This window comes from Yoonia rosea (genome assembly GCF_900156505.1).
GTDB classification, from domain to species: domain Bacteria; phylum Pseudomonadota; class Alphaproteobacteria; order Rhodobacterales; family Rhodobacteraceae; genus Yoonia; species Yoonia rosea.
Genome location: NZ_FTPR01000001.1, coordinates 1,467,747 through 1,490,077, shown reverse-complemented (window position 1 = coordinate 1,490,077; position 22,331 = coordinate 1,467,747). Strand labels below are relative to the sequence as shown.

Sequence of the window (22,331 nt, the reverse complement as noted above, 5' to 3'; positions counted from 1 at the left end):
GCCAGCGCATTAGTGTGTTGTTAACGACGATGTGCGCATGGTCATTTTGACATTGTGGACCTTGGCGGGCTGTCCTAGTGTTGTTGCAGAAGCAGTCCGAATGATGTTTGAATGACCTGACCGGTCAAGAGGTTTGAAATGGCGAATACGAGCGGCACCGAAAGCAAGAACACGCTGTACTGCAGCTTTTGCGGCAAAAGCCAGCATGAGGTGCGTAAGCTGATTGCCGGTCCGACCGTCTTTATCTGTGACGAATGTGTCGAACTTTGCATGGATATTATCCGCGAAGAGACCAAGACCGCAGGCCTGAAAGCAGGCGACGGCGTTCCGACACCTTCCGAGATTTGTGGCGTATTGGATGATTATGTCATTGGCCAGATGCACGCCAAGCGTGTGCTGTCCGTGGCGGTGCATAACCATTACAAGCGCCTGAACCACGCCGATAAGACCGATATCGAATTGGCAAAATCGAACATTATGCTGATCGGGCCGACAGGCTGTGGTAAGACACTCTTGGCGCAAACGCTGGCGCGGATTCTGGATGTGCCCTTCACCATGGCCGATGCAACGACCCTGACCGAAGCGGGTTATGTGGGCGAGGATGTGGAAAACATCATCCTCAAACTGCTGCAGGCCTCTGAATACAATGTGGAACGCGCACAGCGCGGCATCGTTTATATTGACGAGGTCGACAAGATTACGCGCAAGTCCGACAACCCCTCGATCACACGTGATGTGTCGGGCGAGGGTGTGCAGCAGGCGCTGCTGAAGATCATGGAAGGCACGGTTGCCTCTGTGCCGCCGCAGGGCGGGCGCAAGCATCCGCAGCAGGAATTCCTGCAGGTGGACACAACGAACATTCTGTTCATCTGCGGCGGTGCGTTTGCAGGCCTTGATAAAATCATCGCACAGCGCGGCAAAGGGTCCGGCATGGGCTTTGGTGCGGATGTCCGTGAGCAAGACGACCGCGGCGTTGGCGAGATTTTCAAGGATCTGGAGCCTGAGGATCTGTTGAAGTTTGGTCTGATCCCGGAATTCGTCGGTCGTTTGCCAGTGATTGCAACGCTGACGGATCTGGACGAGGACGCGCTGATCACGATCCTGACCCAGCCAAAGAACGCTTTGGTGAAACAGTACCAGCGCTTGTTCGAGCTTGAGGACACAAAGCTGAGCTTTACCGAGGATGCCCTGAGCGCGATTGCCAAACGCGCGATCGAGCGCAAGACGGGGGCACGCGGATTGCGGTCAATTATGGAAGATATTCTGCTGGATACCATGTTTGATTTGCCCGGCATGGATACTGTGACCGAAGTGGTCGTCAACGAAGAGGCGGTCACATCTGATGTCGCCCCCTTGATGATCCATGATGATGGCAGAAAGAAAGAATCTGCGACCGCAAGCTAAGACCGTGAGCGTCCGTCACATCAGCACTGGATCCCCTTTCGAAGCCCAAATCGGCTATAGCCGTGCTGTTGTTGCTGATGGCTGGGTTTTTGTGGCGGGCACCACGGGATACGATTATACCCTTATGGTCATGCCCGAGACCATTGAAGAGCAATGCACAAACGCGCTCGCAACGATCGCCAAAGCGTTGAAAGAGGCGGGCAGCGGGCTCGATCATGTGGTGCGGGTCAATTATATTGTGCCGGACAAATCTGAATGGCCCAAGTGCTGGCCCATCACATCGCAGGCATTCGCGCAGGCAAGGCCTGCCGCGACGATGATTTCGGCGGACCTGCAAGCGCCGGAAATGAAGATCGAAATCGAGGTGACTGCGCGGGTTGCCGCCTGAACCCACTGGACCTTTCTGCGTCATTCGTGCATGAAAGGGCGATCAATCGGAGACGTGATATGAGCCTCGGTCACAACATCAAACGTATTTTCACATGGTGGGACGGCCAGTCTTTTGGCACCCAGCTTTGGACAAGCCGCAATGGCAACAAGGTCGGTGAAGATGCCGAGGGTAATATCTATTACCGCAACAAGGACGATAGCCGCCGCTGGGTGATTTACAACGGCGACAATGAAGCCACACGCGTGACCCCCGAATGGCATGGTTGGCTCCACCACACATGGGACCAGCCACCGACCGAAGTGCCCGTTGCGCACAAAGCTTGGGAAAAACCGCATCAGGAAAACCAGACCGGCACGATGGCGGCCTATGCTCCTGCGGGGTCCATCCGCAGGAAAGCACCCGTTGCACGCTCGGACTATGAGGCGTGGACGCCAGAATAGGCGCGCTGTCATGCGGTCATTTTTTGCATCTTCTCTTCTTGGCCTGTCCCTGATCGCAGCACCGCTTGGCGCGCAGGACATTGTGACAACCCCGATTGAGCAGATCCCGCTTGATGAATTGATTGGTCAGCTGACGACAGTTCCCAATGAGGAAGAAGAAGAGCTGCTGACGACCGTCAGAGAGGCCATCACGTTGCAGGTGGCCAGTGCCACATCCGGCGAGCTGCGCGTGTTGGACAAGCTGACCGGTTACGTCACCGACCTTACCCTTGGGACAGGCGAAACCGCCAGTCTTGGCTTTCTTACGGTCACGATGAACGACTGCCGTTATCCTGTCGAAAACCCGTCGGGCGATGCATTTGCGGAACTTCTGGTGCGGGATACGCGCGAAACCACGCCGCTTTTCAGCGGCTGGATGCTGGCCTCATCCCCCGCACTGAACGCGATGGACCACCCCCGCTATGACGTTTGGGCGTTGCGCTGTATCACGTCCTGAGCTTTCGGAACGGAACTCTTTGCATCAAAAGAAACGTCCTGTGATAGGACTTGCGCCAAGAGCGCATGATAGTGCTCGCGCGGAATTTCAACAGCACCCAGACTGGCCAGATGCGGTGTAATGAACTGCGTATCAAAAAGCTGAAACCCCGAGAGACGCAGCCGGTCCACCAGATAGGCGAGGGCGATTTTTGATGCGTCTGTGGCACGGCTGAACATGCTTTCGCCAAAGAACGCCGCCCCGATGGTCACACCGTAAACCCCGCCGACAAGCCGCTCCTTGTCCCAAACCTCAATGGAATGGGCAAAGCCGGTTGCGTGCAATTCGCAGTAAAGCTCAAAGATCGTGGCGTTAATCCATGTCTCATCGCGGTCCGCACATCCGCGCACAACATCGGCAAAAGCCGAATCAAATGTGACAGTATAGGTGCTTTGCCGCATCCGCCGCGCCAGACTGCGGGAAATGCGGAAACCGTCCAAAGGGAACACGCCGCGCATGCGTGGATCGACCCAGAAGACCTCGGGGTCGTCGCGCCCCTCTGACATCGGAAATACGCCCACCTGATAGGCCTGCAAAAGCAGATCGGCGGTCAGGGTGGGCGCATTATCTTTCATGGCGCGCTAGTGGAGGTGGTCTTCAAGCCAGTGTTCAAGCCAGTGGATGTTATAGTCACCGGTTTGAACGGCTTTTTCGGCCAAGAGCGCGTGGAAGAGCGGGATGGTGGTATCGACGCCGTCAACGATCAACTCTCCCAACGCACGCTCCAATCGCGCAAGCGCCTCCGGGCGGTCGCGGCCATGCACGATCAGCTTGCCGATCAGACTGTCGTAGTAGGGCGGGATGCGATAGCCGTCATAAAGCGCTGAATCCATCCGCACACCCAAGCCACCGGGCGCGTGATATTGCGTAATCGTGCCGGGGCAGGGCGAAAAGTTTGGCAGTTTTTCCGCGTTGATCCGCACTTCAATGGCATGCCCGTTGATTTGCAAATCGTCCTGCGTGAACGACATAGGCAGACCTGACGCCACGCGCAGCTGTTCACGCACCAGATCGACGCCAAAGATGGCTTCGGTCACAGGATGTTCCACCTGCAAACGCGTGTTCATTTCGATGAAGTAGAACTCGTCGTTTTCAAAGAGAAACTCGATCGTGCCCGCGCCGATATAGTTGATCTTGGCGACAGCATCGGCACAGACCTTACCGATCCGTGCGCGCAACTCGGGTGTGATGCAAGGGCCCGGGGCCTCTTCAAAGACTTTCTGGTGGCGGCGCTGGAGCGAGCAATCACGTTCACCAAGGTGGACTGCGTTGCCTTTCCCGTCGCCAAAGACCTGAATTTCGATGTGGCGCGGCGTGGTCAGATATTTCTCGATATAGACTTCGTCATTGCCGAAAGCGGCTTTGCCTTCGGCGCGGGCCGAATGGAACGCCTGCTCCATGTCAGCAGCGGTTTGCGCCACTTTCATGCCGCGGCCACCGCCGCCAGCGGTGGCTTTGATGATGACCGGATAGCCGACTTCCTCGCCGATGCGCTTGGCATCAGCCAAAGTTGGCACGCCGCCGTCTGAGCCGGGCACACAAGGCACGCCTAATGCTTTCATCGTGTCTTTGGCGGTGATTTTATCGCCCATGACGCGGATATGTTCGGCTGTAGGGCCGATGAATGTCAGGTCGTGGTCTTCGACCGCCTGCACAAAGGCCGCGTTTTCGGACAGAAAGCCGTAACCGGGGTGAATGGCCTGCGCGCCGGTTATTTCACACGCAGAAATGATGGCGGGAAATGACAGATAGCTTTGCGCGGAAGAAGGGGGGCCGATGCAGATCGCCTCATCCGCCATGCGCACGTGCATGGCGTCAGCGTCAGCGGTGGAATGCACTGCAACGGATTTGACGCCCATTTCGCGGCAGGCGCGCACGACGCGCAAGGCGATTTCGCCCCGGTTCGCGATAAGGATTTTATCGAACATGGGTCTGCCCTTATTCGATGATCACAAGAGGTGCGCCGAATTCGACCGGACCACCATCTTCGACCAGAATGCGCTTGATCGTGCCGGCGCGTGGCGCAGGAATGTGGTTCATCGTTTTCATGGCTTCGATAATCAGGATTGTATCGCCTTCCTTGACTGTCGCGCCGACTGTCGCAAAAGGGGCCGCTCCTGGCTCGGGGGCCATGTAGACTGTGCCGACCATGGGGGATGTCACCGCACCGGGGTGATTAGATGGGTCGGACATATCAGCCGCGGGCGCTGCAGGCGCAGTCGGTGCCGCAGGGGCGAGGGCTGCTGGTGCTGCGGCCGCAGGCGCACTGGCTTGCACGATTGTCTGGGTCTGGCGACTGACGCGCACGTTCAGGCTGTCGTTTTCGCCATAGTCCCTTTTAACTTGCAGTTCAGTCAGATCATTTTCGCGCAACAGCTCGGCCAATGCCGCAATAAAGCTGACGTCGCTATCGTGAGAAGTTTTGTTGCCCATGTTTTCCTCGGCCGGTTGCCCATATTATTCTGGCTTTAGCGACGTTACGTCACAAAGCATCAGCGTTCTTATAGGGCAAGCCAACGAAGGTGGAAAGCGCAGCGATCTCGAAAAACGCTTATGCTGTCGTTTCGTCACCATCATCCGCTGCGGTCGTTGCGTCTGCTGCGGTTGGTAGGTTGGTCTCGCTCTCGCCCTCATACGGGAGCATGGGCACGTCATAAGGGCGCAACGTCCGCTCTGGTGGGGCTATTTCCGACGGATTATTAGGATATTCCGCACCGGATAGCCGCGCCGTCACAACCTGCGCCACATAGTGTTTGTTGTCAGGCAGTGTCGCGCTGGGGTCTGTTGGTTCAATGGCCTGCACTTTGGTCGTGATTGCGCGGGGAAGGATAGGACCAACGGCAGTGGCGGCGGCAGGCGCAGGAAAAGAAAGTGGTATTTCCATAATCAAGGCTCCGAAAAGCGTGAAGTTGACACCTCAAGAATCGCTTTTCCGGATTACTGAAACCTTAATCGCAGAGATAAATATCTCTGCGATTTAAGATTAACGCTGGATCAAATGGCGAGGTATTGCTCGCGCAGCGCGGTATTTTCGAGAACTTCTTTGGCAGAGCCGTCAAAAACGACCTTGCCAATGTCGAGGATCACCGCGCGGTCCGCCAGTTTGAGCGCGGCAACCGCGTTTTGTTCCACGATCACGGTCGTGATGCCCTGATCACGGATCACGCCCAGTGTTTTGGCGATTTCCTGCACGATGACCGGGGCGAGACCCTCATAGGGTTCGTCCAGCAGCAGCACCTTGATGTCACGGGCAAGCGCACGGGCAATCGCCAACATCTGCTGCTCACCACCCGACAGGGTGACACCCTCTTGCTTGCGGCGCTCACCCAGACGCGGGAACAGCTCGTAAATCCGTTCCAAAGACCAGCCTTTGGGCGGGGCGATCTGGGCCAGTTGCAGGTTTTCTTCCACCGTCAGGCCGGGGATGATGCGGCGGTCCTCTGGCACAAGGGAAATACCGTGTTGCGCCGCCTGATGGGATTTCATCTCGTGCAGGGGTTTATGATCCAGCCAGATTTCACCATGGGTCAATGCCGGATCATCCAGACGGGCGATGGTCCGCAGCGTTGAAGTCTTGCCAGCGCCGTTACGCCCTAAAAGCGCGAGGATCTCGCCCTCGTGGACGTTGAAGCTGACGTTCTGGACGATGTAGCTTTCGCCGTAATAGGCCTCGACCTCCCATAGGCTCAGGAAAGCAGGGTGGGTGGCGGCGTTATTGGCGTTCTTGTTGAAAGGTGCGTTCATGTTTGTAACTCCGGTATTGGGCTCGCCGGGCCCTATTGCTAGGACCCGCTGGTATTAGACTTGCGCCTCGCCCAGATATGCCTCGCGCACCTTTGGGTGCCCTTTGATGTTGTCAGGGGTGTCTTCCACAAGCGGGGTGCCCTGCGCGAGCACGGTGATCCGCTCGGCCAATGAGAACACCACATTCATGTCATGCTCGATGATGGCCATCGTGATCCCGCGCTTTTCGCGGATTTCTTTCAGCAGAGCGATCGTGTTCTGCGTATCCGCCCGCGCCATGCCCGCAGTGGGTTCGTCCAAGAGCAAGAGTTTGGGATCCTGCACCAGACACATCGCCATTTCTAGGCGCCGCTTGTCGCCGCGTGACAGGCTCGATGCCAGCATATCGCGTTTCTCAAGCATGTTGACGTCATCAAGGATCGCTTCGGCCTGCTGCTGGATCCCTTTTTCCGCGAAGATGCTTTCGATCGCATGCAGCCGGAACGCGCCATCGCGTTTGGCAAAGCAGGGGATCATCACGTTTTCAAATACGCTCAGATCGCTGAAGATCTCCGGTGTCTGGAACACGCGGCTGATGCCCATCTGGTTAATCTCATGCGGGGCGCGCCCCAGCACGGATTGACCGTCAAACATCACCGATCCGCTATCGGGGATCAGCTTGCCCACCAGCACGTTCAGCAGGGTCGATTTGCCCGCACCGTTGGGCCCGATGATCGCGTGGGTGGTGTTTTCCTTGATGCTCAGGTTCACGTCACCCAGCGCTTGCAAACCACCAAACCGCTTGTTGATGCCTTTTACTTCTAACAAACCCATCGTCTGTCTCCTTATTCGGCCGGTTCAGTGGCGTTTGGCTTGGTCTCTGCGGGTTTCTTGCGGCTGAAGAGAGCCCCGATTTTCTGGCCACCTTGCACAAGGCCACCGGGCAGGAAGATCACGACCAGCATGAACATGATACCCAGGGTCAGGTGCCAGCCTTTGCCGATGAACGGATAGATCATCGCGACAACCACATCCTCAAGACCATCCGGCAGGAAGGCAAACCACCCGTGCAGGATCGTTTCGTTGATCTTGGAGAAGATGTTTTCAAAGTACTTGATCATACCCGCGCCAAGCACCGGACCGATCAAGGTCCCTGCGCCGCCGAGGATCGTCATCAGAACGACTTCGCCCGATGCTGTCCACTGCATCCGCTCGGCCCCTGCAAGAGGGTCCATTGATGCCATCAGACCACCGGCCAGACCCGCATACATGCCGGAGATCACAAAGGCCGCAAGCGTATAGGGACGGGCGTTCAGACCTGTATAGCTCATCCGGGTCTGGTTGGACTTGATCGCACGCAGCATCATGCCAAAGGGTGACCGGAAAATCCGGATCGAGATATAGAAGGCGATGATCATGAAGAATGCAGCCAGATAGTAGCCCGCATTGAACGTGAACAGCCATGCACCCACGTTCCACTCAAAGCTTGAGCGCATCTCGAGCCCGAAGAGAGCAGGGACAGGGATGTTGCCTGTCGCTGTCTGCGCGGCACCAAAGATCCGTGGATCGTTTAATGCCAGCTGCAGGCCTGTCTCGCCGCCTGTGATCGGTGTCAGCACCGAATAGGCCAGCGCAAAGGACATTTGCGCAAAGGCCAGTGTCAGGATTGAGAAATAGATGCCTGAACGCCGCAACGAGATATAGCCAATCAGCAGCGAGAAGAGGCCCGCAATCACAACACTGATCGCGATCGCCGGCAGCACGTTCATGCTGAGCAGTTTGAACATCCAGACCGCCCCGTATGACCCCGCGCCCAAAAAGGCGGCGTGGCCAAATGAGAGATAGCCGGTCAGACCAAACAGGATGTTGAAACCGATGGCGAAGATACCAAAGATCACAAAACGCTGCATCAGGTCAGGGTAGCCTGCGTTGAATTGTGCCAAATCCGAGCCTTCGGGGAAGGGATTAAGCAGGAATGGGGCGAACGCCGTCAGACCGATGACGATCAGGAGCAGCCGGAAGTCTTTCTTTTCGAGACCAAGCATTGCTTATTCCTCCATCACGCCTTTGCGACCCATCAGGCCTCGCGGACGTGTCAACAAAATGATAATTGCGACCAGGTAGATGATGATCTGGTTGATGCCTGGCAGCAGGTCGATGACCGCCGACATAGAGGCAAAGCTTTCCAGAATACCCAGCATGAACCCGGCTGCGACCGCACCGGGCAAAGAGCCCATGCCGCCCACAACGACCACCACAAAGCTCAGCACAAGAAAGTCCATGCCCATGTGGTAGTTGGGTGAATTGATTGGTGCATACATGACGCCCGCCAGCCCCGCGACGGCCGCCGCAATGCCGAACATGATCGTAAAGCGCTTGTCGATATCAATCCCGAGGATACCCACGGTTTCGCGGTCGGCCATGCCGGCCCGCACAACCATGCCGAAGGTGGTGAACTGCAAGAAGGCAAAAACTGCACCGATCACGACGACCGAGAAGAAGAAATAGACCAGACGCCAGTAGGGATAGATGATCGCGTTCGGATCAAATCCAAGCACAACACCGAAATCGAAACTGCCGACAAAGGCCTCAGGTGCCGGGGTCGGGATCGGGTTTGCACCGTAGAAATACTTGACGATCTCTTGGATCACGATGGCAAGACCAAAGGTCACAAGGATCTGGTCCGCATGCGGACGCTTGTAGAAGTACTTGATCAGGCCGCGCTCCATGGCGAAACCGATAGCGACCATGATCGGGATGGCGACAAGGATCGAGATCGGGACAGCCCAATCAATGATCGTATCACCGGCGGCCTGTCCGAAGATGTCGTAAAGATAGGGCACATCGACTTGCAGCGGGTTGCCCAGAAAGTCTGTCCGCGTCTCGTCCACCACTTTATGGCTCAGCGTCAGCAGATTGCTCATCGTGACGGCCACAAAGGCGCCAAGCATGAAAAGTGCGCCGTGGGCAAAGTTCACGACACCAAGTGTGCCGAAGATAAGCGTCAAACCAAGCGCGATCAGCGCATATGCCGAGCCTTTGTCCAACCCGTTGAGAATTTGAAGAATGAACTGGTCCATCGTGTGACCTCTGATCAGTTATTGGGGGTGAGCTGCGGGTGCTCTTTGCCATTCCACTGCCAGCAGATGGCGTGAATTGACCCGGATGGGTTCAGGCCACCCCGAAGGGTGACCTGATCATGTGTATGGCTTATGCGCCTGGGTTACATGTACCCAATGCGCCACCAGCAAACTGCGGGTGGTCTGCAGGGTATGTGACCTGAGCGACTGGTGTAACTTCAACGATCTCGAGAAGGTCGAATTCGTTTTCTGGGTTTTCTTTACCCTTCACGACCAGCACGTCCTTGAAGCACTGGTGGTCTTCGCCACGGTACAGCGTTGGGCCGTTGCCCAAGCCGTCAAACTCGAAGTCCTCGAGGGCTTCAACAACCGCACATGGGTTGAACGACCCTGCACGTGTTACGGCGTCTGCATAAAGCAGGGTCTGCACGTAGCATGTGTGCGCCGCCTGAGATGGCGGGAAGCCGTACTTTGTGCCGAACGAACGCACGAAGGCTTGCGATGCTGCGTCCTGCAGCGACCAGTGCCAGTTTGTCGAACCGAAGATGCCTGCAACCGCAGAACCCGCACCACGTGCCATCAGACGCGAGTAGAGCGGAACAACGATTTCAAAGTTCTTGCCGTTGGCTTGTGCTTCACGCAGACCGAACTGAACAGCGTTCGTCAGCGAGTTCACCATGTTCCCGCCGTAGTGGTTCAGAACCAGAACGTCGGCACCCGAGTTCAGAACTGGTGCGATGTAGGACGAAAAGTCGGTCTGTGTCAGCGGTGTCAGGACCGTGTTCACAGTTTCCCAACCCATGGCTTCTGTGGATGTGCGCACAGCTTCTTCTGTGGTGTAACCCCAGTTGTAGTCCGCTGTCAGGTGATAGGCTTTACGGTCGCTGCCGTATGCTGCCTGCAACACAGGCGCGAGTGCCGCACCGGACATGTATGAGTTAAAGAAGTGGCGGAAACCGTTGGCCCGCTTGTCTTTACCTGTTGTGTCGTTGGAGTGCGTCAGACCAGCCATAAAGATAACGCCAGCCTCTTGGCAAAGCGCCTGCACAGCCACGGCCACACCAGAGGAAGAACCACCGGTGATCATGATTGCGCCGTCTTTTTCGATCATCGAACGGGCAGATGCGCGGGCGGCGTCAGACTTGGTCTGCGTGTCACCTGTCACATAGCCGACACGACGGCCGAGAATACCCGCACCTTCAAGCGCCTTGGACGAGAACGTGCTCAACATGCCGCCGTCGCCTTCACCGTTCAGGTGCTCGACTGCAAGTTCATAGGCGCGCAGTTCGTCTGCACCCTCGTCTGCATATGGACCCGTCTGGGGCACGTTGAAGCCAAGAATGACTTCGCTTGCGCCCGGCGCATTGGTGAAACCTGACTCTTGTGCACGCAAATACTGCGGCAAAGCGAGACCGGCACTGGCAACCATGCCAGTTTTCAGCACGCCACGACGCGAGAAACTATTGTTGGACATAAATATCCTCCCTTAAAGGTTGAAGCTGGTCGATCCACTTCTCCCAGCCGTCGAGCACTTTACAGTACTTGCGACAGTGTCAGAGACGATGCCCCGTTTCGACAATAAGGCATTCTTGGGGCTGGACTTATTTGTAAATTCATGAACAGATAATCGTGAAATTCTGTCAATGACTTTTCTTGCGCGCGCAGAAACCATCTGAAACCTATGGGAGAATTCCGAGTGTCCAGTGATAGCCTTGTCGGGTCCCGTATACGTGAGAAGCGGTTGGATCGCGGATTGCGGCAGGCTGCTGTTGCAGAAACAGTCGGTATTTCCCCATCTTATTTGAACTTGATTGAACACAATAGGCGCAGAATCGGTGGAAAACTCCTTGCCGACCTTGCGCGCGTGCTGGAAGTGGACACAGCGCTTCTGGCTGATGGTGCCGAGCGGGAGATGCTGGATGAAATGCGCAGTGCGGCGGCCAGCATGGGCGATCGTGTCGAGGTTGAACGCACCGAAGAGCTTGCCGCGCGGTACCCGGGGTGGGGGGCACTGATCGCCACGCAGGCACGCAGGATCGCTGCACTCGAGGAAAAAAGCCGGATCCTGACGGATCGCATCTCTTATGATCCGCAACTTGCAGGCTCGCTGCACGAGGTGATCTCGGCCGTGTCCGCGATCCGTTCAACCGCGTCCATTCTGGTCGGTCCCGAAGATATCGACCGGGACTGGCAACGCAGGTTTCACGAAAATATCCACAGTGACAGCTTGCGGCTGGCCGACAGCAGTGAAGCCCTGATCACCTACCTTGAGGCGCCCGAGGCGGTGCTGGAACATTCCGGTTCGCCCTTTGAGGCGGTCGAGGCTTATCTGGCAAAGTCGGGTTTTCATGTGGCGTCACTCGAGAGCGGTGCCGATCCCTTGGTCGTCGCAAAAGAGGCAGGCTTGCCAGGCCCTGCGGAAAAAGTGCTGCTTCGCATACTTGAGATCTATGCCGACGATGCCGCCGCGCTGCCGCTGGCAGCCTTTGAGAAGACAGCGCGCACCCTGAACTATGATCCCGCCGCCATTGCCCAAAGCCTTGACGCGCGCTTGCCACAGGTGATGCGGCGTTTGGCACAGCTTCCGCCCCAACAGGGACACCCGCCGATGGCGCTTGTGGTGTGCGATGCATCCGGGGCGCTGATATTCATTAAATCCGTGCCAGGTTTCACCATGCCGCGCACAGGTGGGGCCTGTCCGCTCTGGCCGCTTTACGGGGCGCTCAGCCGGCCGCATCAGCCGATCCGGATGGAGGTGCAATTGCCGGCCCCCAACGCGACAAGGTTTTTGTGTTTTGCCTTGGCGGAACCTATAGGGCCTGTTGTTTTCGATGTGCCATCTGCGTTGCAAAGCGTGATGCTTCTTTTGCCGGATCCGCCTGAATCTGGCTCAGAACCGCATGGCGTCGGTTTGTCATGCCGGATTTGCCCGCGTACGGCATGTCGCAGCCGCCGTGAACCTGCAATCGGGGGCGTCGGACCGAAATCAGAACTTTGACAGTTGCCGTGTTTGCCGTGATAGTTTCAACCAAGGGGCTCTTTGCAAAAAGAGAATATCGCAAGGGGAGGCGATGAGATGGGCAAACGTGTCCTGCTGATCGAGGATGAGCCGAACATCATCGAGGCAATCAGCTTCATATTGTCACGCGATGGGTGGACTGTGCATACACATGAAGATGGCACATCCGCGATGGCCAAGGTGCTGGCCTTGCCACCCGATATGATCATCCTGGATGTCATGCTGCCCGGGCGCAGCGGCTTTGATATTCTGCGCGACCTGCGCGGCAACGAAGTGACCAAGGCAACGCCGGTGATGATGTTGACGGCGCGGGGGCAGGATAAGGATCGCGAACTTGCCATGCGCCTTGGCGCATCGCTGTTTATGACGAAGCCGTTTTCAAATGAAGAGGTGCGCAACCAGGTGCGTAACCTGATGGAGGCATGAGCCAACGCCCCCAAACGCCCGTTGTCTTTCAAAAGGCCAGTTATCGCCAGCGGCGGGTGCGTGACGCGGCCAAGCTTGTTCCTGTGTTTGGCGCGGTCTTGCTGATGATACCGCTGACTTGGCAGGACGATGCACAAGGTGCCACAACAAACGCGTCTGCCTTGGTCTATATCTTCGGGGTCTGGATCGTTTTGATCGGGTTGACGGCGGTGCTGTCTGGTCTGATCCGGTCAAACCCGCAGCAGGTTGATAAGGAAACATCAGAGGAATGATGTCCTTCAACGCCCTGATTGTCATTGCTTTAGCTTACGTGCTGTTGCTCTTTACGATCGCCTTTATGGCGGAACGCCGCGCGGCCAGAGGGCATTCCAATTGGCTGACCTCGCCTTGGATCTACACACTCTCGCTCAGCATCTATTGTACCGGCTGGACGTTTTATGGCGCCGTTGGCTATGCCGCGCGTTCCGGACTTGAGTTTGTCACCATCTACCTTGGCCCCACTTTGGTTATGGTTGGCTGGTGGTGGGTCTTGCGCCGCCTGGTGCGGATCGGGCGGGCGCAGCGGATTACATCAATCGCGGATATGGTGTCATCGCGGTTCGGCAAATCAACGCAATTGGGTGTGATCGTAACCGTGATCTCGGTGATCGCGGCCATGCCTTATATTGCGCTGCAATTGCAGTCCGTCACCTTGTCCTTTGCCGTTTTTGCGCAGACCGAAGGAGTCGGCTGGGAGCGAAACGACTTTAACTTTGCGGCCTTTTGGGTCGCGATCGGTCTTGCTGTCTTTACCGTAATCTTTGGCACCCGCAACCTTGATGCCAACGAGCGCCACCACGGCGTTGTCATCGCCATCGCGGTTGAGGCGGTGGTCAAGCTCTGCGCGCTGGTTGCTGTCGGCATTTTTGTCGTCTGGGGTATCGCGGGTGGACCAAGCGAGATGCTGACGCGGATTGATCAGTCCGACATTGTGCTCTGGAATCAGGAAAGCGGGCGCTGGATCAGCCTTATTTTTCTCTCAGGCGCTGCGTTCCTGTGCCTGCCGCGCATGTTCCAGGTCTTGGTGATCGAGAATGCGGATGAACGCCACCTGCATATCGCAAGCTGGGCCTTTCCACTTTATCTTTTTATGATGAGCCTTTTCGTGGTGCCCATCGCTGTCATCGGTCTTGATCTGATGCCTGCCGGAAGCAACCCCGACCTTTTTGTTCTGACTGTTCCGCTCAGCGAAGGGCGCGGCGGTTTGGCGGTGCTGTCGTTCCTTGGGGGGTTCTCTTCGGCCACATCCATGGTCATCGTGGCGACGATTGCCTTGGCGACAATGGTCTCTAACCATATGGTCGTACCCTTCTGGCTATATTTGCAAGGTAACCAGCAGGCAGTCATGTCTGGTGACGTGCGCCACGTGATCTTGTTGTCTCGGCGGCTTTCGGTTGCGGGTATTCTGCTGCTGGGGTTTGTCTACTACCGTCTCTCCGGTGGCGGTGCAGCGCTTGCGGCGATTGGTTTGATTTCTTTTACCGGGTCGGTGCAGATGCTGCCCGCGATGATCGGGGGCATCTTCTGGCGCGGTGCAACGGGCATCGGCGCTGCAGCGGGGCTGATCACCGGCTTGGTGATCTGGATGTGGACCCTTTTCCTGCCAAGCTTTGGTGTTGATGCTTTTATCAGCCAGACGGTGATGGAGCAGGGCCCATACGGGTTGTCGTGGCTGAGACCACAAGCGCTTTTTGGCGCGAACGGTCTTGATCCGCTGGTCCACGGGATCGTCTGGTCCATGCTGTTGAATACTGCCGCCTTTATCCTGTTTTCACTGGTCACGTTCCCCGCCCCGCTGGAACGCTTGCAGGGCGCGCAATTCGTGAATGTGTTTGATCACTCTTCCGCCGCGCCGGCCTGGACTGGTGCCGCAACAGGAGCCGAGGATCTGTTGATCATGTCCCAGCGCATTCTTGGCGGCGCAGAAGCGCAGGCGATCTTTGAGGCAGAGGCACTGCGCCAAGGCAAGGTCGGATATTTGCCCGAGGTGACCTCGGATTTCATCGAAAGGCTCGAGCGAAGTCTTGCAGGCTCTGTGGGGGCGGCGACCGCCCACGCAATGATCGGCCAATTGATTGGTGGCAGCAGCGTGTCCGTGGAAGACCTGATCGCAGTGGCAGATGAGGCTGCGCAAATTCTGGAATATTCGAACCGGCTTGAGGCCAAATCCAAAGAGCAGGAACGCACCGCGCGCGCCCTTCGCGCAGCGAACGACAAGCTGACGGCGCTGTCGATCCAGAAGGATTCGTTTCTCAGCCAGATCAGCCATGAACTGCGTACGCCCATGACTTCGATCCGGTCTTTTTCGGACATTCTGCGTGATGGGGTCACAAGTGATGCAGAGCATGAGAAATATGCAGGCATTATCTATGACGAGGCCGTGCGCCTGACACGGCTACTGGATGATTTGCTCGATCTGTCGGTGCTTGAGAATGGGCAGGTCGAACTGCGCGAGCAGACAGGGCATTTGTCGGATTTGCTTGACCGTGCGGTGCGGGCGGCAGGGCTGCATGAAGGCCCTTTGAAAGTAAGTCGTGACCCTGCGTCCGAGGATGTGACCCTGACCACAGATATCGACCGGCTGGGGCAGGTCTTTATTAATTTGATCGCGAATGCGCAAAAATACTGTGATGCAAAGGCCCCGCATTTGACGATCAAGGTCAGCGAGGATGACACCGGTTACCTCATTGATTTCATCGACAACGGAAGCGGCATTGCGCCTGACAAGCAGGACCTGATCTTTGAGAAATTCTCGCGGGTGGCGGATGGGTCCAAGGCGGGCGGTGCGGGGCTTGGGCTCGCGATTTGCCGCGAAATCATGCAGCGCTTGGGTGGCGAAGTGCTCTATCTTGCCCAAAGCCGCGGCGCCGCGTTTCGGGTTCGGTTGCCGCAAGCGAAAACAACGGCGGCGTTAGAAAAGACGTAACCAATTTTGCCTATCAGAGAGTTTCAATATCTGTGGCAGGCAAATGACGACAGGCACACAAGTGACATTGCTGCGGCGGATGACCCGTCCGCAAGGGCAGGGGGAGACTGAAAACCCGCTGACCTCTTCGCGGGCTGTGCGACTGGCGCTAACAAAGGCCGCGAATGACAGTGTGGGTCTGGTGCTCACGGTCGAAAGCGTGGGCGAAGAGGTGATCGCACTGGATGATATGCTGGCGACCCTGGGGGCGGATCTAATGCTTGTGGGGCTGGAACGCGACGGGGCGCTGTCCGGTCTGATTGCGCTTGATATGGAAATGCGCGCGGCCGTGCTTGAAATGGAAACCATCGGGGCGGTCCTGACACGGCCAGCGGATACGCGGGCCCCCACGCAGACGGACAAGGCGCTTTGCGATCCTGTGCTGCAGAGTTTTCTTGGCGCTTTTCCACAGGCTGTTCTTGGAACCCCGCTGGAAGGCTGGATGGATGGTATCGCTATTGGCGCAAAGGTGGAAAGCGCGCGTGCCGCCGGGCTTGTTTTGGTGGACTGCACTTATCGGGTTGTCAGGATGAGCGTTGATCTTGGGGTTGCGGACCGTCGCGCGCAATTGGTGATCGCGCTGCCGCTAGTCGAAGTTGCGGCCGTGCCAGAGGCGGCACCGCCTGTGCCCGTTGATTGGCATCAGATCTTTCGCGAAAATGTCCATGATGCGCCCGCCTGTCTTGAAGCGCTTTTGTATCGCGCGCCGATTTCACTGGCGACCGCACAGGCGTTGAAGGTGGGTACTGTGCTGCCGCTGCCCGGATGTACGGTGAACTCGGTCCGGCTTTTGTCCCCTGACGGGCATGAGGTGGCGCAGGCAAAGCTGGGTCAAATCGGCGGCTATCGTGCTGTGCGGCTCGAAGCCGCCCCTTCGCCTCAGCTTTCAGAACTACCGCATCAAACAACCGCAGCGCATCTCGGGATGCCCGATGTCATGGATGTTGACGCAATGACGCTTCCGGCAGATTTACCAGAAACGTCATCAGAAATGCTTGATCTGCCGAACGCAGCAGAGGCGCTTGATGTTACGGGTGCGGATATGCCGGATTTCCCGGATGTGTCTTTCGATCCAGACCCGCTTTAATTGCCTGCAAGCGCATTCAACTGTGGCCGCATCCCGCCAAGATCATAGCCTGCCGCCGATGCGGCAGACAGAATGTCGTCTGCCGACATCTCGCTGGCCTGTCCCAGCGCCCAAACAATCGTCGACCGCGTGCCCGACGCGCAGTAGGCAAGGGTAGGACCGCTTGATGCGTCCATCGCGGCCTTCTGCGCGGCGACCATATCCATGTTCAGCGTTTGATGCGTCACTTCGTTGATCACAAAGTTCAGCCCTGCGGCCTTGGCCGCGGCCTCAATCACACTGGCGTGGTGGGATGGCGGGATTTCTGCATCCGGCCGGTTGCAGATAATTGTTTGAAAGCCGGCTTCGGCAATCGCAGGGATATCCTCCACTGCGATTTGTGGCGTGACGGCGTAGGTCGGGCTGATCTGGCGAATATCCATAAGCGTTCTTTAAACCGCCACAGCCCGCTGGTCCATACGTGCGCGCAAGGAAGGTGCCGCCAACATGCCAGCAATCATCGCACCGACAAAGAGCCAACCGCCAGGACCTGCGAAACCCAGCGAGGCGATGGCCGGTCCAGGGCATAGTCCTGCAAGCCCCCAGCCCATGCCGAAGAGTGTTGAGCCCAGCACAAGGTTCCGCCCCAGCTTCTGCTCGGGCGCGGGCGGGAAGGCTTCGGCCAGCACCGGTTTGCGCCCGATTGTGAACCGCCATGCGACGGCCATCGGAATGATCGCGCCGCCCATCACGAAGGCAAGCGTCGGGTCCCAATCGCCAAAGATATCAAGCCAACCTTGCACTTTGGCCGTGTTTGTCATGCCGGAAATCAACAGGCCAAGGCCGAAGAGTGACCCGACAAGGAAAGAAACGAAGGTGCGCATCAGATCACTCCCAGAATATGTTTGAAGAGAACGACGGTCAGGCCGCCGGCACCGATGTAGAAGGCGGTTGCGACGATGCCGCGCAAAGACAGCCGCGAAATCCCGCAGACGCCGTGGCCCGAGGTGCAGCCATTGGCAAAACGCGTCCCAACGCCCACCAGAAGGCCGGCCACGATGATGATGGCCCAGTTGCCGGTCAGGTTTGTTTCTGATCCGCCCATCGCCAGTGCCGCGACGCCGGGAACGACAAACAGCCCCGCAATCAGCGCCGCACGCTCTTGCCAGTCACTGCGCCCGCTGCCATCGACGAGGCCGCCGATGATACCCGATGCGCCCATGATCCGCCCGTTCACAAGCAGGAAAATCGCAGCGGCCGTCCCGATAAGCACGCCACCGACAAGCCCCATGATCCAATCTATTGGCATGTTTAGTCCTATTCCATTCCGTGGTTTTACAGTGTGTTGATGGGCACTTTGAAGTAGCGTTGCCCGTTGTCTTCCGGCTCGGGAAGGTTCCCCGCGCGCATATTTGTCTGCAATGACGGCAAGATCAGCCGTGGCATGCCAAGTTTTGCATCCCGTTCCTGCCGCATGGATACGAACTCTTCCATCGGGCGGCCTGCACCGATGTGGACGTTCAGCGCCTTTTGCTCGCCGACAGTCGTTTCCCACGCAAATTCATCACGCCCCGGCGCCTTATAATCGTGGCCCACAAAAATGCGGGTCTCATCAGGCAGGGACAGGATTTTCTGGATCGAGGTGTAGAGATCCTTGGCAGAGCCACCGGGGAAGTCGCAACGGGCGGTGCCAAAATCAGGCATAAAGAGTGTATCACCCACAAAGGCCGCGTCGCCGATGACATAGGTCAGGCAAGCAGGTGTGTGGCCGGGTGTATGCAGCACGTCAGCACGCATTTGTCCGATGTGGAAACTGTCACCATCTTCAAACAGCGCATCGAACTGCGACCCATCCCGCTGGAATTCGGTGCCTTCGTTGAAGACCTTGCCGAATGTGTCCTGCACGATGGTGATATTCGCACCAATCCCGATCTTGCCGCCCAAATGCTCTTGCAGATAAGGCGCCGCCGAAAGGTGATCGGCGTGGACATGGCTTTCCAGAATCCATGCAACCTGCAGGTCCTCGGCCTTCACCCAAGCGATGATCTCATCGGCGGATTTCATGTTGGTGCGCCCAGAGGCGGGATCATAATCCAACACGCTATCAATAATCGCACAGGTGCGACCTTCCGGCTCGCGGACGACATATGACACTGTGTTGGTTGCGTCGTCGAAGAATGCTTTTACATGAGGGGTCATATCGAATCTCCTTTGGAGTACAAAATAGGGAGTTCGAAACACATTTCAATGTTGAAATGTATTTAACGATGAGGTATTTTATTTCGCATGACAAATCCGGTTCAAGAACTCGCAGACCCAATGGACGAGGCAGCAGCGGAAGCGGCTGACCTTTTCAAGTCGCTTTCCAATCCTGGCCGATTGCGCATTCTATGTGCGCTAGTTCCGCGTGATCTGAGTGTAAGCGAATTGGAAACAGCGCTTGGCGCGAGCCAGTCGTATGTCTCTGGGCAACTTTTGCGTCTGCGCAACGAGGGGCTTGTGTCCTGTCAGCGCAACGGCCGTAGCATGCGGTATAGCCTTTCCGACCCGCGCATCCGCCCTCTGCTTGAACGGGTTTACGAGCTGTTCTGCCCCACCGAGTAACGGGCCAGTTCGGCCCGTGCGACCTGCCTGCGATGTACTGCATCCGGCCCATCCGCAAGCCGCAAGGTGCGCAGATGGGTCCATTGCCGTGCCAGCGGGGTATCTTGTGACACGCCGGCTGCCCCGTACATCTGCACGGCCTTATCCGTGATATCGAGTGCGATTTGCGGGGCGACCACCTTGATCTGGCTGATCCAAGGGGCCGCGGCGCGTTTGTCGCCCTGATCCATCATCCAAGCGGCTTTCAGGCACAAAAGCCGTGCCTGTTCGATATCCATGCGCGCCTTGGCGATGATGTCGAAGTTCTCGCCAAGTTGCGCCAATGGTTTGCCGAAGGCCTCGCGTGCCAATGACCGTTCACACATCAATTGCAGCGCCTTCTCGGCCTGTCCGATCGCGCGCATACAGTGGTGAATACGTCCTGGTCCAAGCCGCCCTTGCGCAATCTCGAAACCGCGCCCTTCACCAAGCAGCATATTCTCAGCAGGCACACGCACATCGTCATAGCGGAAATGCATATGGCCGTGGGGGGCATCGTCATGGCCGTAAACCTCCATCGGGCGCAGTTTCGTGATGCCGTGGGTATCGGCAGGCACGACAATCATGGAGTGTTGCTGATGCTTTGGTCCTTCATAGGCGGTGCGTACCATCACGATATGCACGGCACAGCGCGGATCACCTGCACCCGTCGCCCACCATTTCTGGCCATTCAAGACATAGCTGTCCCCGTCGCGCTCACAGCGCATGGCGATGTTTGTGGCATCCGAACTCGCGATATCCGGCTCTGTCATCAGATAGGCCGAGCGGATCCTGCCCGCCATCAGCGGTTTCAACCACTGTTCTTTCATGGCGTCAGTGCCGTAGCGGGCAAAGACCTCCATATTGCCGGTATCAGGCGCGTTGCAGTTAAAGACCTCGGCGGCCAGATGGCTCTTGCCCATTTCCTCGGCCAGATAGGCATATTCAACTGTATTCAGCTGCGGTCCATCGCGGAAAGTGTCCCAGAAATTCCAAAGCCCGCGTTCCTTTGCCTTGGCCTTGAGGCCTTCAAGAATTTCGGTCTGGCGTGGCGTGAATGTCCAACGGTCGCCGATGCTGACTTCGGACAGGAACTCTTCGTCCAAAGGGGCGATCTCATCGGTGATCATCGCTTTCACTGCCGCAAGTACCGGCAAAAGCCGCTCGGTATGTCCAAGGTCCATTTTCGCGCCCCGTATTTGTGTTACGCTATCGTGCACCGTGGGGGCGGGGTGTCAATCAAAGGCTTGCAGTTTCGCAAGCGGCCAGCCCTAATGCGGTCATGAAAGAAGCCGCAAAAAACCTTGGGATCAGCCTGCCTGATCTGGATGTATATCTAAGCAATGCGATCCCCGAATTTGCGGGACTGACGGCGGTGACGAAATTCGGCACAGGCCAGTCAAACCCGACCTATCAGCTCACTGCCGACAGCGGCACCTATGTCTTGCGCAGCAAACCGCCTGGGCGGCTTTTACCCTCGGCCCATGCTGTGGACCGTGAATTTCGTGTGATGCAGGCCTTGGCAGACACGGATGTGCCGGTCCCTGCGGTGCTGCATCTTGCAGAGGCCGAGATGTCGCCCAGCAGACGCGCGTTTTTCGTCATGCGCTATCTGCCGGGCCGAATCTTTTGGGATCCGGCCTTGCCCGAGAGTGACCGCAATGAACGCGCGGCGATCTATGACGCGATGAATGCGGCCTTGGCGGCTTTGCATGATATCGATCCCGCGGCAGTTGGTCTGGCTGATTTCGGCAAGCCGGGCAATTACTTCGCCCGCCAGCTGGATCGCTGGAGCCAGCAATATCTAGCCTCAACCGACACCCCATCAGAGGCAATGACAGATATCATGGCATGGCTTGGCGCCCATATGCCGCCCGATGACGGACAGGTGGCGCTGGTGCATGGGGACTACCGGCTCGACAATATCATGTTTGCGCCTGATACGCCGCAAATCATCGGCGTGCTGGATTGGGAACTGTCAACGCTGGGCCATCCGATGGCTGATCTGGCCTATCAATGCATGCAGTGGCGGCTGCCCAACGCGGGCGACATGCGCGGGTTGGCCGGGATCGACCGCGCAGCTTGCGGCCTGCCGGATGAGGCGCAATATGTGGCCGCCTATGCGGCACGGCGCGGCTTGGGTGCTATCGACAACTGGCCTTTCTATCTGGTGTTCGCCTTCTTCCGGCTGGCGGCAATTCTGGCGGGGGTTGCGGCACGTGCCGCGGCTGGCAATGCTTCAAACCCTGCAATGGCGCGCAAATACGGGGCAGCGGTTCCGGCGCTGGCGGCAATGGCCACGATTGTCATGCACGAAGGGGCAGACCTTTAGCCCAGCATCACCCCGATCACGACAGCCATCAGGCCAATGACGGAAATCAGTAGCGCCCCAAGGTTGACCGGCAAGACCTTTGCGATGCGCGCGCGCAGTTCCTCATCGGGCAGGTTCGCGCGTTTGGCCCGTGTGACAGCCACAATGCTATAGACGATCCCGCATAGCCCGATGACCGAAAGACCCGCACCAATCCAAACAACGATTTCCATGATCAATACCTCTTTTTGCCGGACCTAGCGTGCCACAGGTGTCGGCGCAAGGGTTGCGGGTTTCGGGGGCAGGGGCT

General features: G+C 57.4%; 26 protein-coding genes. 11 read left to right on the top strand and 15 right to left on the bottom strand.

Annotated features, from left to right (window positions below):
- Positions 1–138: 138 nt before the first annotated feature.
- Genes clpX through B0B09_RS07340 form a run of 4 tightly spaced genes read left to right on the top strand, consistent with a single transcriptional unit; the run spans position 139 to position 2,731 of the window.
- Positions 139–1,404 carry an ATP-dependent Clp protease ATP-binding subunit ClpX gene (clpX, locus tag B0B09_RS07355; protein WP_076659029.1) on the top strand — a complete coding sequence of 422 codons (1,266 nt, stop codon included), beginning with the start codon at positions 139–141 and terminating at the stop codon, positions 1,402–1,404.
- Between the two features lie 4 nt (positions 1,405–1,408).
- The gene (locus B0B09_RS07350; RefSeq protein ID WP_076659028.1) at positions 1,409–1,792 is read left to right on the top strand and encodes a RidA family protein; all 384 of its coding nucleotides are present in this window, start codon (positions 1,409–1,411) and stop codon (positions 1,790–1,792) included.
- A 59-nt stretch (positions 1,793–1,851) separates the two neighbouring features.
- Positions 1,852–2,235, top strand: a complete 384-nt coding sequence (locus B0B09_RS07345) for an NADH:ubiquinone oxidoreductase subunit NDUFA12 (protein WP_076659027.1) — start codon at positions 1,852–1,854, stop codon at positions 2,233–2,235.
- Positions 2,236–2,245: 10 nt separating this feature from the next.
- Positions 2,246–2,731 carry a DUF2155 domain-containing protein gene (locus B0B09_RS07340; RefSeq protein WP_084190751.1) on the top strand — a complete coding sequence of 162 codons (486 nt, stop codon included), beginning with the start codon at positions 2,246–2,248 and terminating at the stop codon, positions 2,729–2,731.
- Here the strand turns inward: B0B09_RS07340 and aat are convergent.
- The 9 genes from aat to B0B09_RS07295 all read right to left on the bottom strand — a co-directional run bounded on the left by aat (position 2,695) and on the right by B0B09_RS07295 (position 11,047).
- Positions 2,695–3,345 carry a leucyl/phenylalanyl-tRNA--protein transferase gene (aat, locus tag B0B09_RS07335; protein WP_076659026.1) on the bottom strand — a complete coding sequence of 217 codons (651 nt, stop codon included), beginning with the start codon at positions 3,343–3,345 and terminating at the stop codon, positions 2,695–2,697. The two genes, B0B09_RS07340 and aat, sit on opposite strands and share 37 nt — an antisense overlap.
- Before the next feature lie 6 nt (positions 3,346–3,351).
- Positions 3,352–4,698 (bottom strand): acetyl-CoA carboxylase biotin carboxylase subunit, encoded by a 1,347-nt coding sequence (accC, locus tag B0B09_RS07330; RefSeq protein WP_055296444.1) that lies wholly within the window; start codon positions 4,696–4,698, stop codon positions 3,352–3,354.
- 10 nt (positions 4,699–4,708) lie between these two features.
- On the bottom strand, positions 4,709–5,203 hold the full coding sequence (gene accB, locus B0B09_RS07325; RefSeq protein WP_055296445.1) for an acetyl-CoA carboxylase biotin carboxyl carrier protein: 495 nt from the start codon (positions 5,201–5,203) through the stop codon (positions 4,709–4,711).
- A gap of 118 nt (positions 5,204–5,321) precedes the next feature.
- Positions 5,322–5,654: a hypothetical protein gene (locus tag B0B09_RS07320; protein WP_076659025.1), complete on the bottom strand. Its 333-nt coding sequence runs from the start codon at positions 5,652–5,654 to the stop codon at positions 5,322–5,324.
- 110 nt (positions 5,655–5,764) lie between these two features.
- Positions 5,765–6,514, bottom strand: coding sequence for an ABC transporter ATP-binding protein (locus tag B0B09_RS07315; RefSeq protein ID WP_076659024.1), 750 nt, complete (start codon positions 6,512–6,514; stop codon positions 5,765–5,767).
- Between the two features lie 54 nt (positions 6,515–6,568).
- The gene (locus tag B0B09_RS07310) at positions 6,569–7,327 is read right to left on the bottom strand and encodes an ABC transporter ATP-binding protein (RefSeq protein WP_076659023.1); all 759 of its coding nucleotides are present in this window, start codon (positions 7,325–7,327) and stop codon (positions 6,569–6,571) included.
- 11 nt (positions 7,328–7,338) lie between these two features.
- A complete protein-coding gene (locus B0B09_RS07305; RefSeq protein WP_076659022.1) occupies positions 7,339–8,538 on the bottom strand; it encodes a branched-chain amino acid ABC transporter permease in 1,200 nt (399 codons plus the stop codon).
- A gap of 3 nt (positions 8,539–8,541) precedes the next feature.
- The gene (locus B0B09_RS07300; RefSeq protein WP_055296450.1) at positions 8,542–9,573 is read right to left on the bottom strand and encodes a branched-chain amino acid ABC transporter permease; all 1,032 of its coding nucleotides are present in this window, start codon (positions 9,571–9,573) and stop codon (positions 8,542–8,544) included.
- A 130-nt stretch (positions 9,574–9,703) separates the two neighbouring features.
- A complete protein-coding gene (locus B0B09_RS07295; protein ID WP_076659021.1) occupies positions 9,704–11,047 on the bottom strand; it encodes a substrate-binding protein in 1,344 nt (447 codons plus the stop codon).
- Positions 11,048–11,254: 207 nt separating this feature from the next.
- On the opposite strand from B0B09_RS07295, the gene B0B09_RS07290 reads away from it, so the two are divergent.
- The 5 genes from B0B09_RS07290 (at position 11,255) to B0B09_RS07270 (ending at position 17,109) form a co-directional block, all read left to right on the top strand.
- Positions 11,255–12,571, top strand: coding sequence for an XRE family transcriptional regulator (locus tag B0B09_RS07290; RefSeq protein WP_084190750.1), 1,317 nt, complete (start codon positions 11,255–11,257; stop codon positions 12,569–12,571).
- Positions 12,572–12,649: 78 nt separating this feature from the next.
- The gene (locus tag B0B09_RS07285; RefSeq protein ID WP_055296453.1) at positions 12,650–13,018 is read left to right on the top strand and encodes a response regulator transcription factor; all 369 of its coding nucleotides are present in this window, start codon (positions 12,650–12,652) and stop codon (positions 13,016–13,018) included.
- Positions 13,015–13,290 carry a hypothetical protein gene (locus tag B0B09_RS07280; RefSeq protein WP_076659020.1) on the top strand — a complete coding sequence of 92 codons (276 nt, stop codon included), beginning with the start codon at positions 13,015–13,017 and terminating at the stop codon, positions 13,288–13,290. The genes B0B09_RS07285 and B0B09_RS07280 overlap by 4 nt, the downstream gene beginning before the upstream one ends.
- Positions 13,287–15,983, top strand: coding sequence for a sensor histidine kinase (locus B0B09_RS07275; protein ID WP_076659019.1), 2,697 nt, complete (start codon positions 13,287–13,289; stop codon positions 15,981–15,983). Before B0B09_RS07280 ends, B0B09_RS07275 begins: the two co-directional genes overlap by 4 nt.
- A gap of 79 nt (positions 15,984–16,062) precedes the next feature.
- Positions 16,063–17,109, top strand: coding sequence for a FliM/FliN family flagellar motor switch protein (locus tag B0B09_RS07270; RefSeq protein ID WP_242654359.1), 1,047 nt, complete (start codon positions 16,063–16,065; stop codon positions 17,107–17,109).
- Here the strand turns inward: B0B09_RS07270 and B0B09_RS07265 are convergent.
- From B0B09_RS07265 to B0B09_RS07250, 4 genes are read right to left on the bottom strand one after another with little or no spacing between them, the layout of a single operon-like run.
- Complete coding sequence (locus B0B09_RS07265; protein ID WP_076659017.1) at positions 17,106–17,531, bottom strand: protein tyrosine phosphatase family protein; 426 nt, start codon at positions 17,529–17,531, stop codon at positions 17,106–17,108. The two genes, B0B09_RS07270 and B0B09_RS07265, sit on opposite strands and share 4 nt — an antisense overlap.
- Before the next feature lie 9 nt (positions 17,532–17,540).
- A complete protein-coding gene (locus B0B09_RS07260) occupies positions 17,541–17,972 on the bottom strand; it encodes a DUF6691 family protein (protein WP_076659016.1) in 432 nt (143 codons plus the stop codon).
- Complete coding sequence (locus B0B09_RS07255; protein WP_076659015.1) at positions 17,972–18,397, bottom strand: YeeE/YedE family protein; 426 nt, start codon at positions 18,395–18,397, stop codon at positions 17,972–17,974. The genes B0B09_RS07260 and B0B09_RS07255 overlap by 1 nt, the downstream gene beginning before the upstream one ends.
- Positions 18,398–18,423: 26 nt before the next feature.
- The gene (locus B0B09_RS07250) at positions 18,424–19,287 is read right to left on the bottom strand and encodes an MBL fold metallo-hydrolase (RefSeq protein WP_076659014.1); all 864 of its coding nucleotides are present in this window, start codon (positions 19,285–19,287) and stop codon (positions 18,424–18,426) included.
- Positions 19,288–19,374: 87 nt separating this feature from the next.
- Between B0B09_RS07250 and B0B09_RS07245 the strand changes: the two genes are divergently transcribed.
- Positions 19,375–19,692 (top strand): ArsR/SmtB family transcription factor, encoded by a 318-nt coding sequence (locus B0B09_RS07245; protein WP_055296461.1) that lies wholly within the window; start codon positions 19,375–19,377, stop codon positions 19,690–19,692.
- Here B0B09_RS07245 and B0B09_RS07240 read toward each other — a convergent pair.
- On the bottom strand, positions 19,665–20,894 hold the full coding sequence (locus B0B09_RS07240) for an acyl-CoA dehydrogenase family protein (RefSeq protein ID WP_076659013.1): 1,230 nt from the start codon (positions 20,892–20,894) through the stop codon (positions 19,665–19,667). The genes B0B09_RS07245 and B0B09_RS07240 overlap by 28 nt on opposite strands.
- A gap of 98 nt (positions 20,895–20,992) precedes the next feature.
- Here B0B09_RS07240 and B0B09_RS07235 point away from each other — a divergent pair, with 98 nt between their 5' ends.
- Complete coding sequence (locus tag B0B09_RS07235) at positions 20,993–22,042, top strand: phosphotransferase family protein (protein WP_076659012.1); 1,050 nt, start codon at positions 20,993–20,995, stop codon at positions 22,040–22,042.
- Here the strand turns inward: B0B09_RS07235 and B0B09_RS07230 are convergent.
- A complete protein-coding gene (locus B0B09_RS07230) occupies positions 22,039–22,254 on the bottom strand; it encodes a hypothetical protein (protein ID WP_076659011.1) in 216 nt (71 codons plus the stop codon). The genes B0B09_RS07235 and B0B09_RS07230 overlap by 4 nt on opposite strands.
- Between the last annotated feature and the right edge of the window lie 77 nt (positions 22,255–22,331).

Bases quoted from the DNA above. Each gene is read 5' to 3' on its own strand.
- B0B09_RS07310 (WP_076659023.1), bottom strand. From the start codon at position 7,327: ATGGGTTTGTTAGAAGTAAAAGGCATCAACAAGCGGTTTGGTGGTTTG.
- B0B09_RS07235 (WP_076659012.1), top strand. From the start codon at position 20,993: ATGAAAGAAGCCGCAAAAAACCTTGGGATCAGCCTGCCTGATCTGGAT.
- B0B09_RS07265 (WP_076659017.1), bottom strand. From the start codon at position 17,531: ATGGATATTCGCCAGATCAGCCCGACCTACGCCGTCACGCCACAAATC.
- B0B09_RS07230 (WP_076659011.1), bottom strand. From the start codon at position 22,254: ATGGAAATCGTTGTTTGGATTGGTGCGGGTCTTTCGGTCATCGGGCTA.
- B0B09_RS07340 (WP_084190751.1), top strand. From the start codon at position 2,246: ATGCGGTCATTTTTTGCATCTTCTCTTCTTGGCCTGTCCCTGATCGCA.
- B0B09_RS07260 (WP_076659016.1), bottom strand. From the start codon at position 17,972: ATGCGCACCTTCGTTTCTTTCCTTGTCGGGTCACTCTTCGGCCTTGGC.
- B0B09_RS07320 (WP_076659025.1), bottom strand. From the start codon at position 5,654: ATGGAAATACCACTTTCTTTTCCTGCGCCTGCCGCCGCCACTGCCGTT.
- B0B09_RS07240 (WP_076659013.1), bottom strand. From the start codon at position 20,894: ATGGACCTTGGACATACCGAGCGGCTTTTGCCGGTACTTGCGGCAGTG.
- aat (WP_076659026.1), bottom strand. From the start codon at position 3,345: ATGAAAGATAATGCGCCCACCCTGACCGCCGATCTGCTTTTGCAGGCC.
- B0B09_RS07305 (WP_076659022.1), bottom strand. From the start codon at position 8,538: ATGCTTGGTCTCGAAAAGAAAGACTTCCGGCTGCTCCTGATCGTCATC.
- B0B09_RS07270 (WP_242654359.1), top strand. From the start codon at position 16,063: ATGACCCGTCCGCAAGGGCAGGGGGAGACTGAAAACCCGCTGACCTCT.
- B0B09_RS07285 (WP_055296453.1), top strand. From the start codon at position 12,650: ATGGGCAAACGTGTCCTGCTGATCGAGGATGAGCCGAACATCATCGAG.
- B0B09_RS07290 (WP_084190750.1), top strand. From the start codon at position 11,255: ATGGGAGAATTCCGAGTGTCCAGTGATAGCCTTGTCGGGTCCCGTATA.
- B0B09_RS07280 (WP_076659020.1), top strand. From the start codon at position 13,015: ATGAGCCAACGCCCCCAAACGCCCGTTGTCTTTCAAAAGGCCAGTTAT.
- B0B09_RS07345 (WP_076659027.1), top strand. From the start codon at position 1,852: ATGAGCCTCGGTCACAACATCAAACGTATTTTCACATGGTGGGACGGC.
- accB (WP_055296445.1), bottom strand. From the start codon at position 5,203: ATGGGCAACAAAACTTCTCACGATAGCGACGTCAGCTTTATTGCGGCA.
- B0B09_RS07295 (WP_076659021.1), bottom strand. From the start codon at position 11,047: ATGTCCAACAATAGTTTCTCGCGTCGTGGCGTGCTGAAAACTGGCATG.
- B0B09_RS07245 (WP_055296461.1), top strand. From the start codon at position 19,375: ATGACAAATCCGGTTCAAGAACTCGCAGACCCAATGGACGAGGCAGCA.
- B0B09_RS07315 (WP_076659024.1), bottom strand. From the start codon at position 6,514: ATGAACGCACCTTTCAACAAGAACGCCAATAACGCCGCCACCCACCCT.
- B0B09_RS07255 (WP_076659015.1), bottom strand. From the start codon at position 18,397: ATGCCAATAGATTGGATCATGGGGCTTGTCGGTGGCGTGCTTATCGGG.
- clpX (WP_076659029.1), top strand. From the start codon at position 139: ATGGCGAATACGAGCGGCACCGAAAGCAAGAACACGCTGTACTGCAGC.
- B0B09_RS07250 (WP_076659014.1), bottom strand. From the start codon at position 19,287: ATGACCCCTCATGTAAAAGCATTCTTCGACGACGCAACCAACACAGTG.
- B0B09_RS07275 (WP_076659019.1), top strand. From the start codon at position 13,287: ATGATGTCCTTCAACGCCCTGATTGTCATTGCTTTAGCTTACGTGCTG.
- B0B09_RS07300 (WP_055296450.1), bottom strand. From the start codon at position 9,573: ATGGACCAGTTCATTCTTCAAATTCTCAACGGGTTGGACAAAGGCTCG.
- accC (WP_055296444.1), bottom strand. From the start codon at position 4,698: ATGTTCGATAAAATCCTTATCGCGAACCGGGGCGAAATCGCCTTGCGC.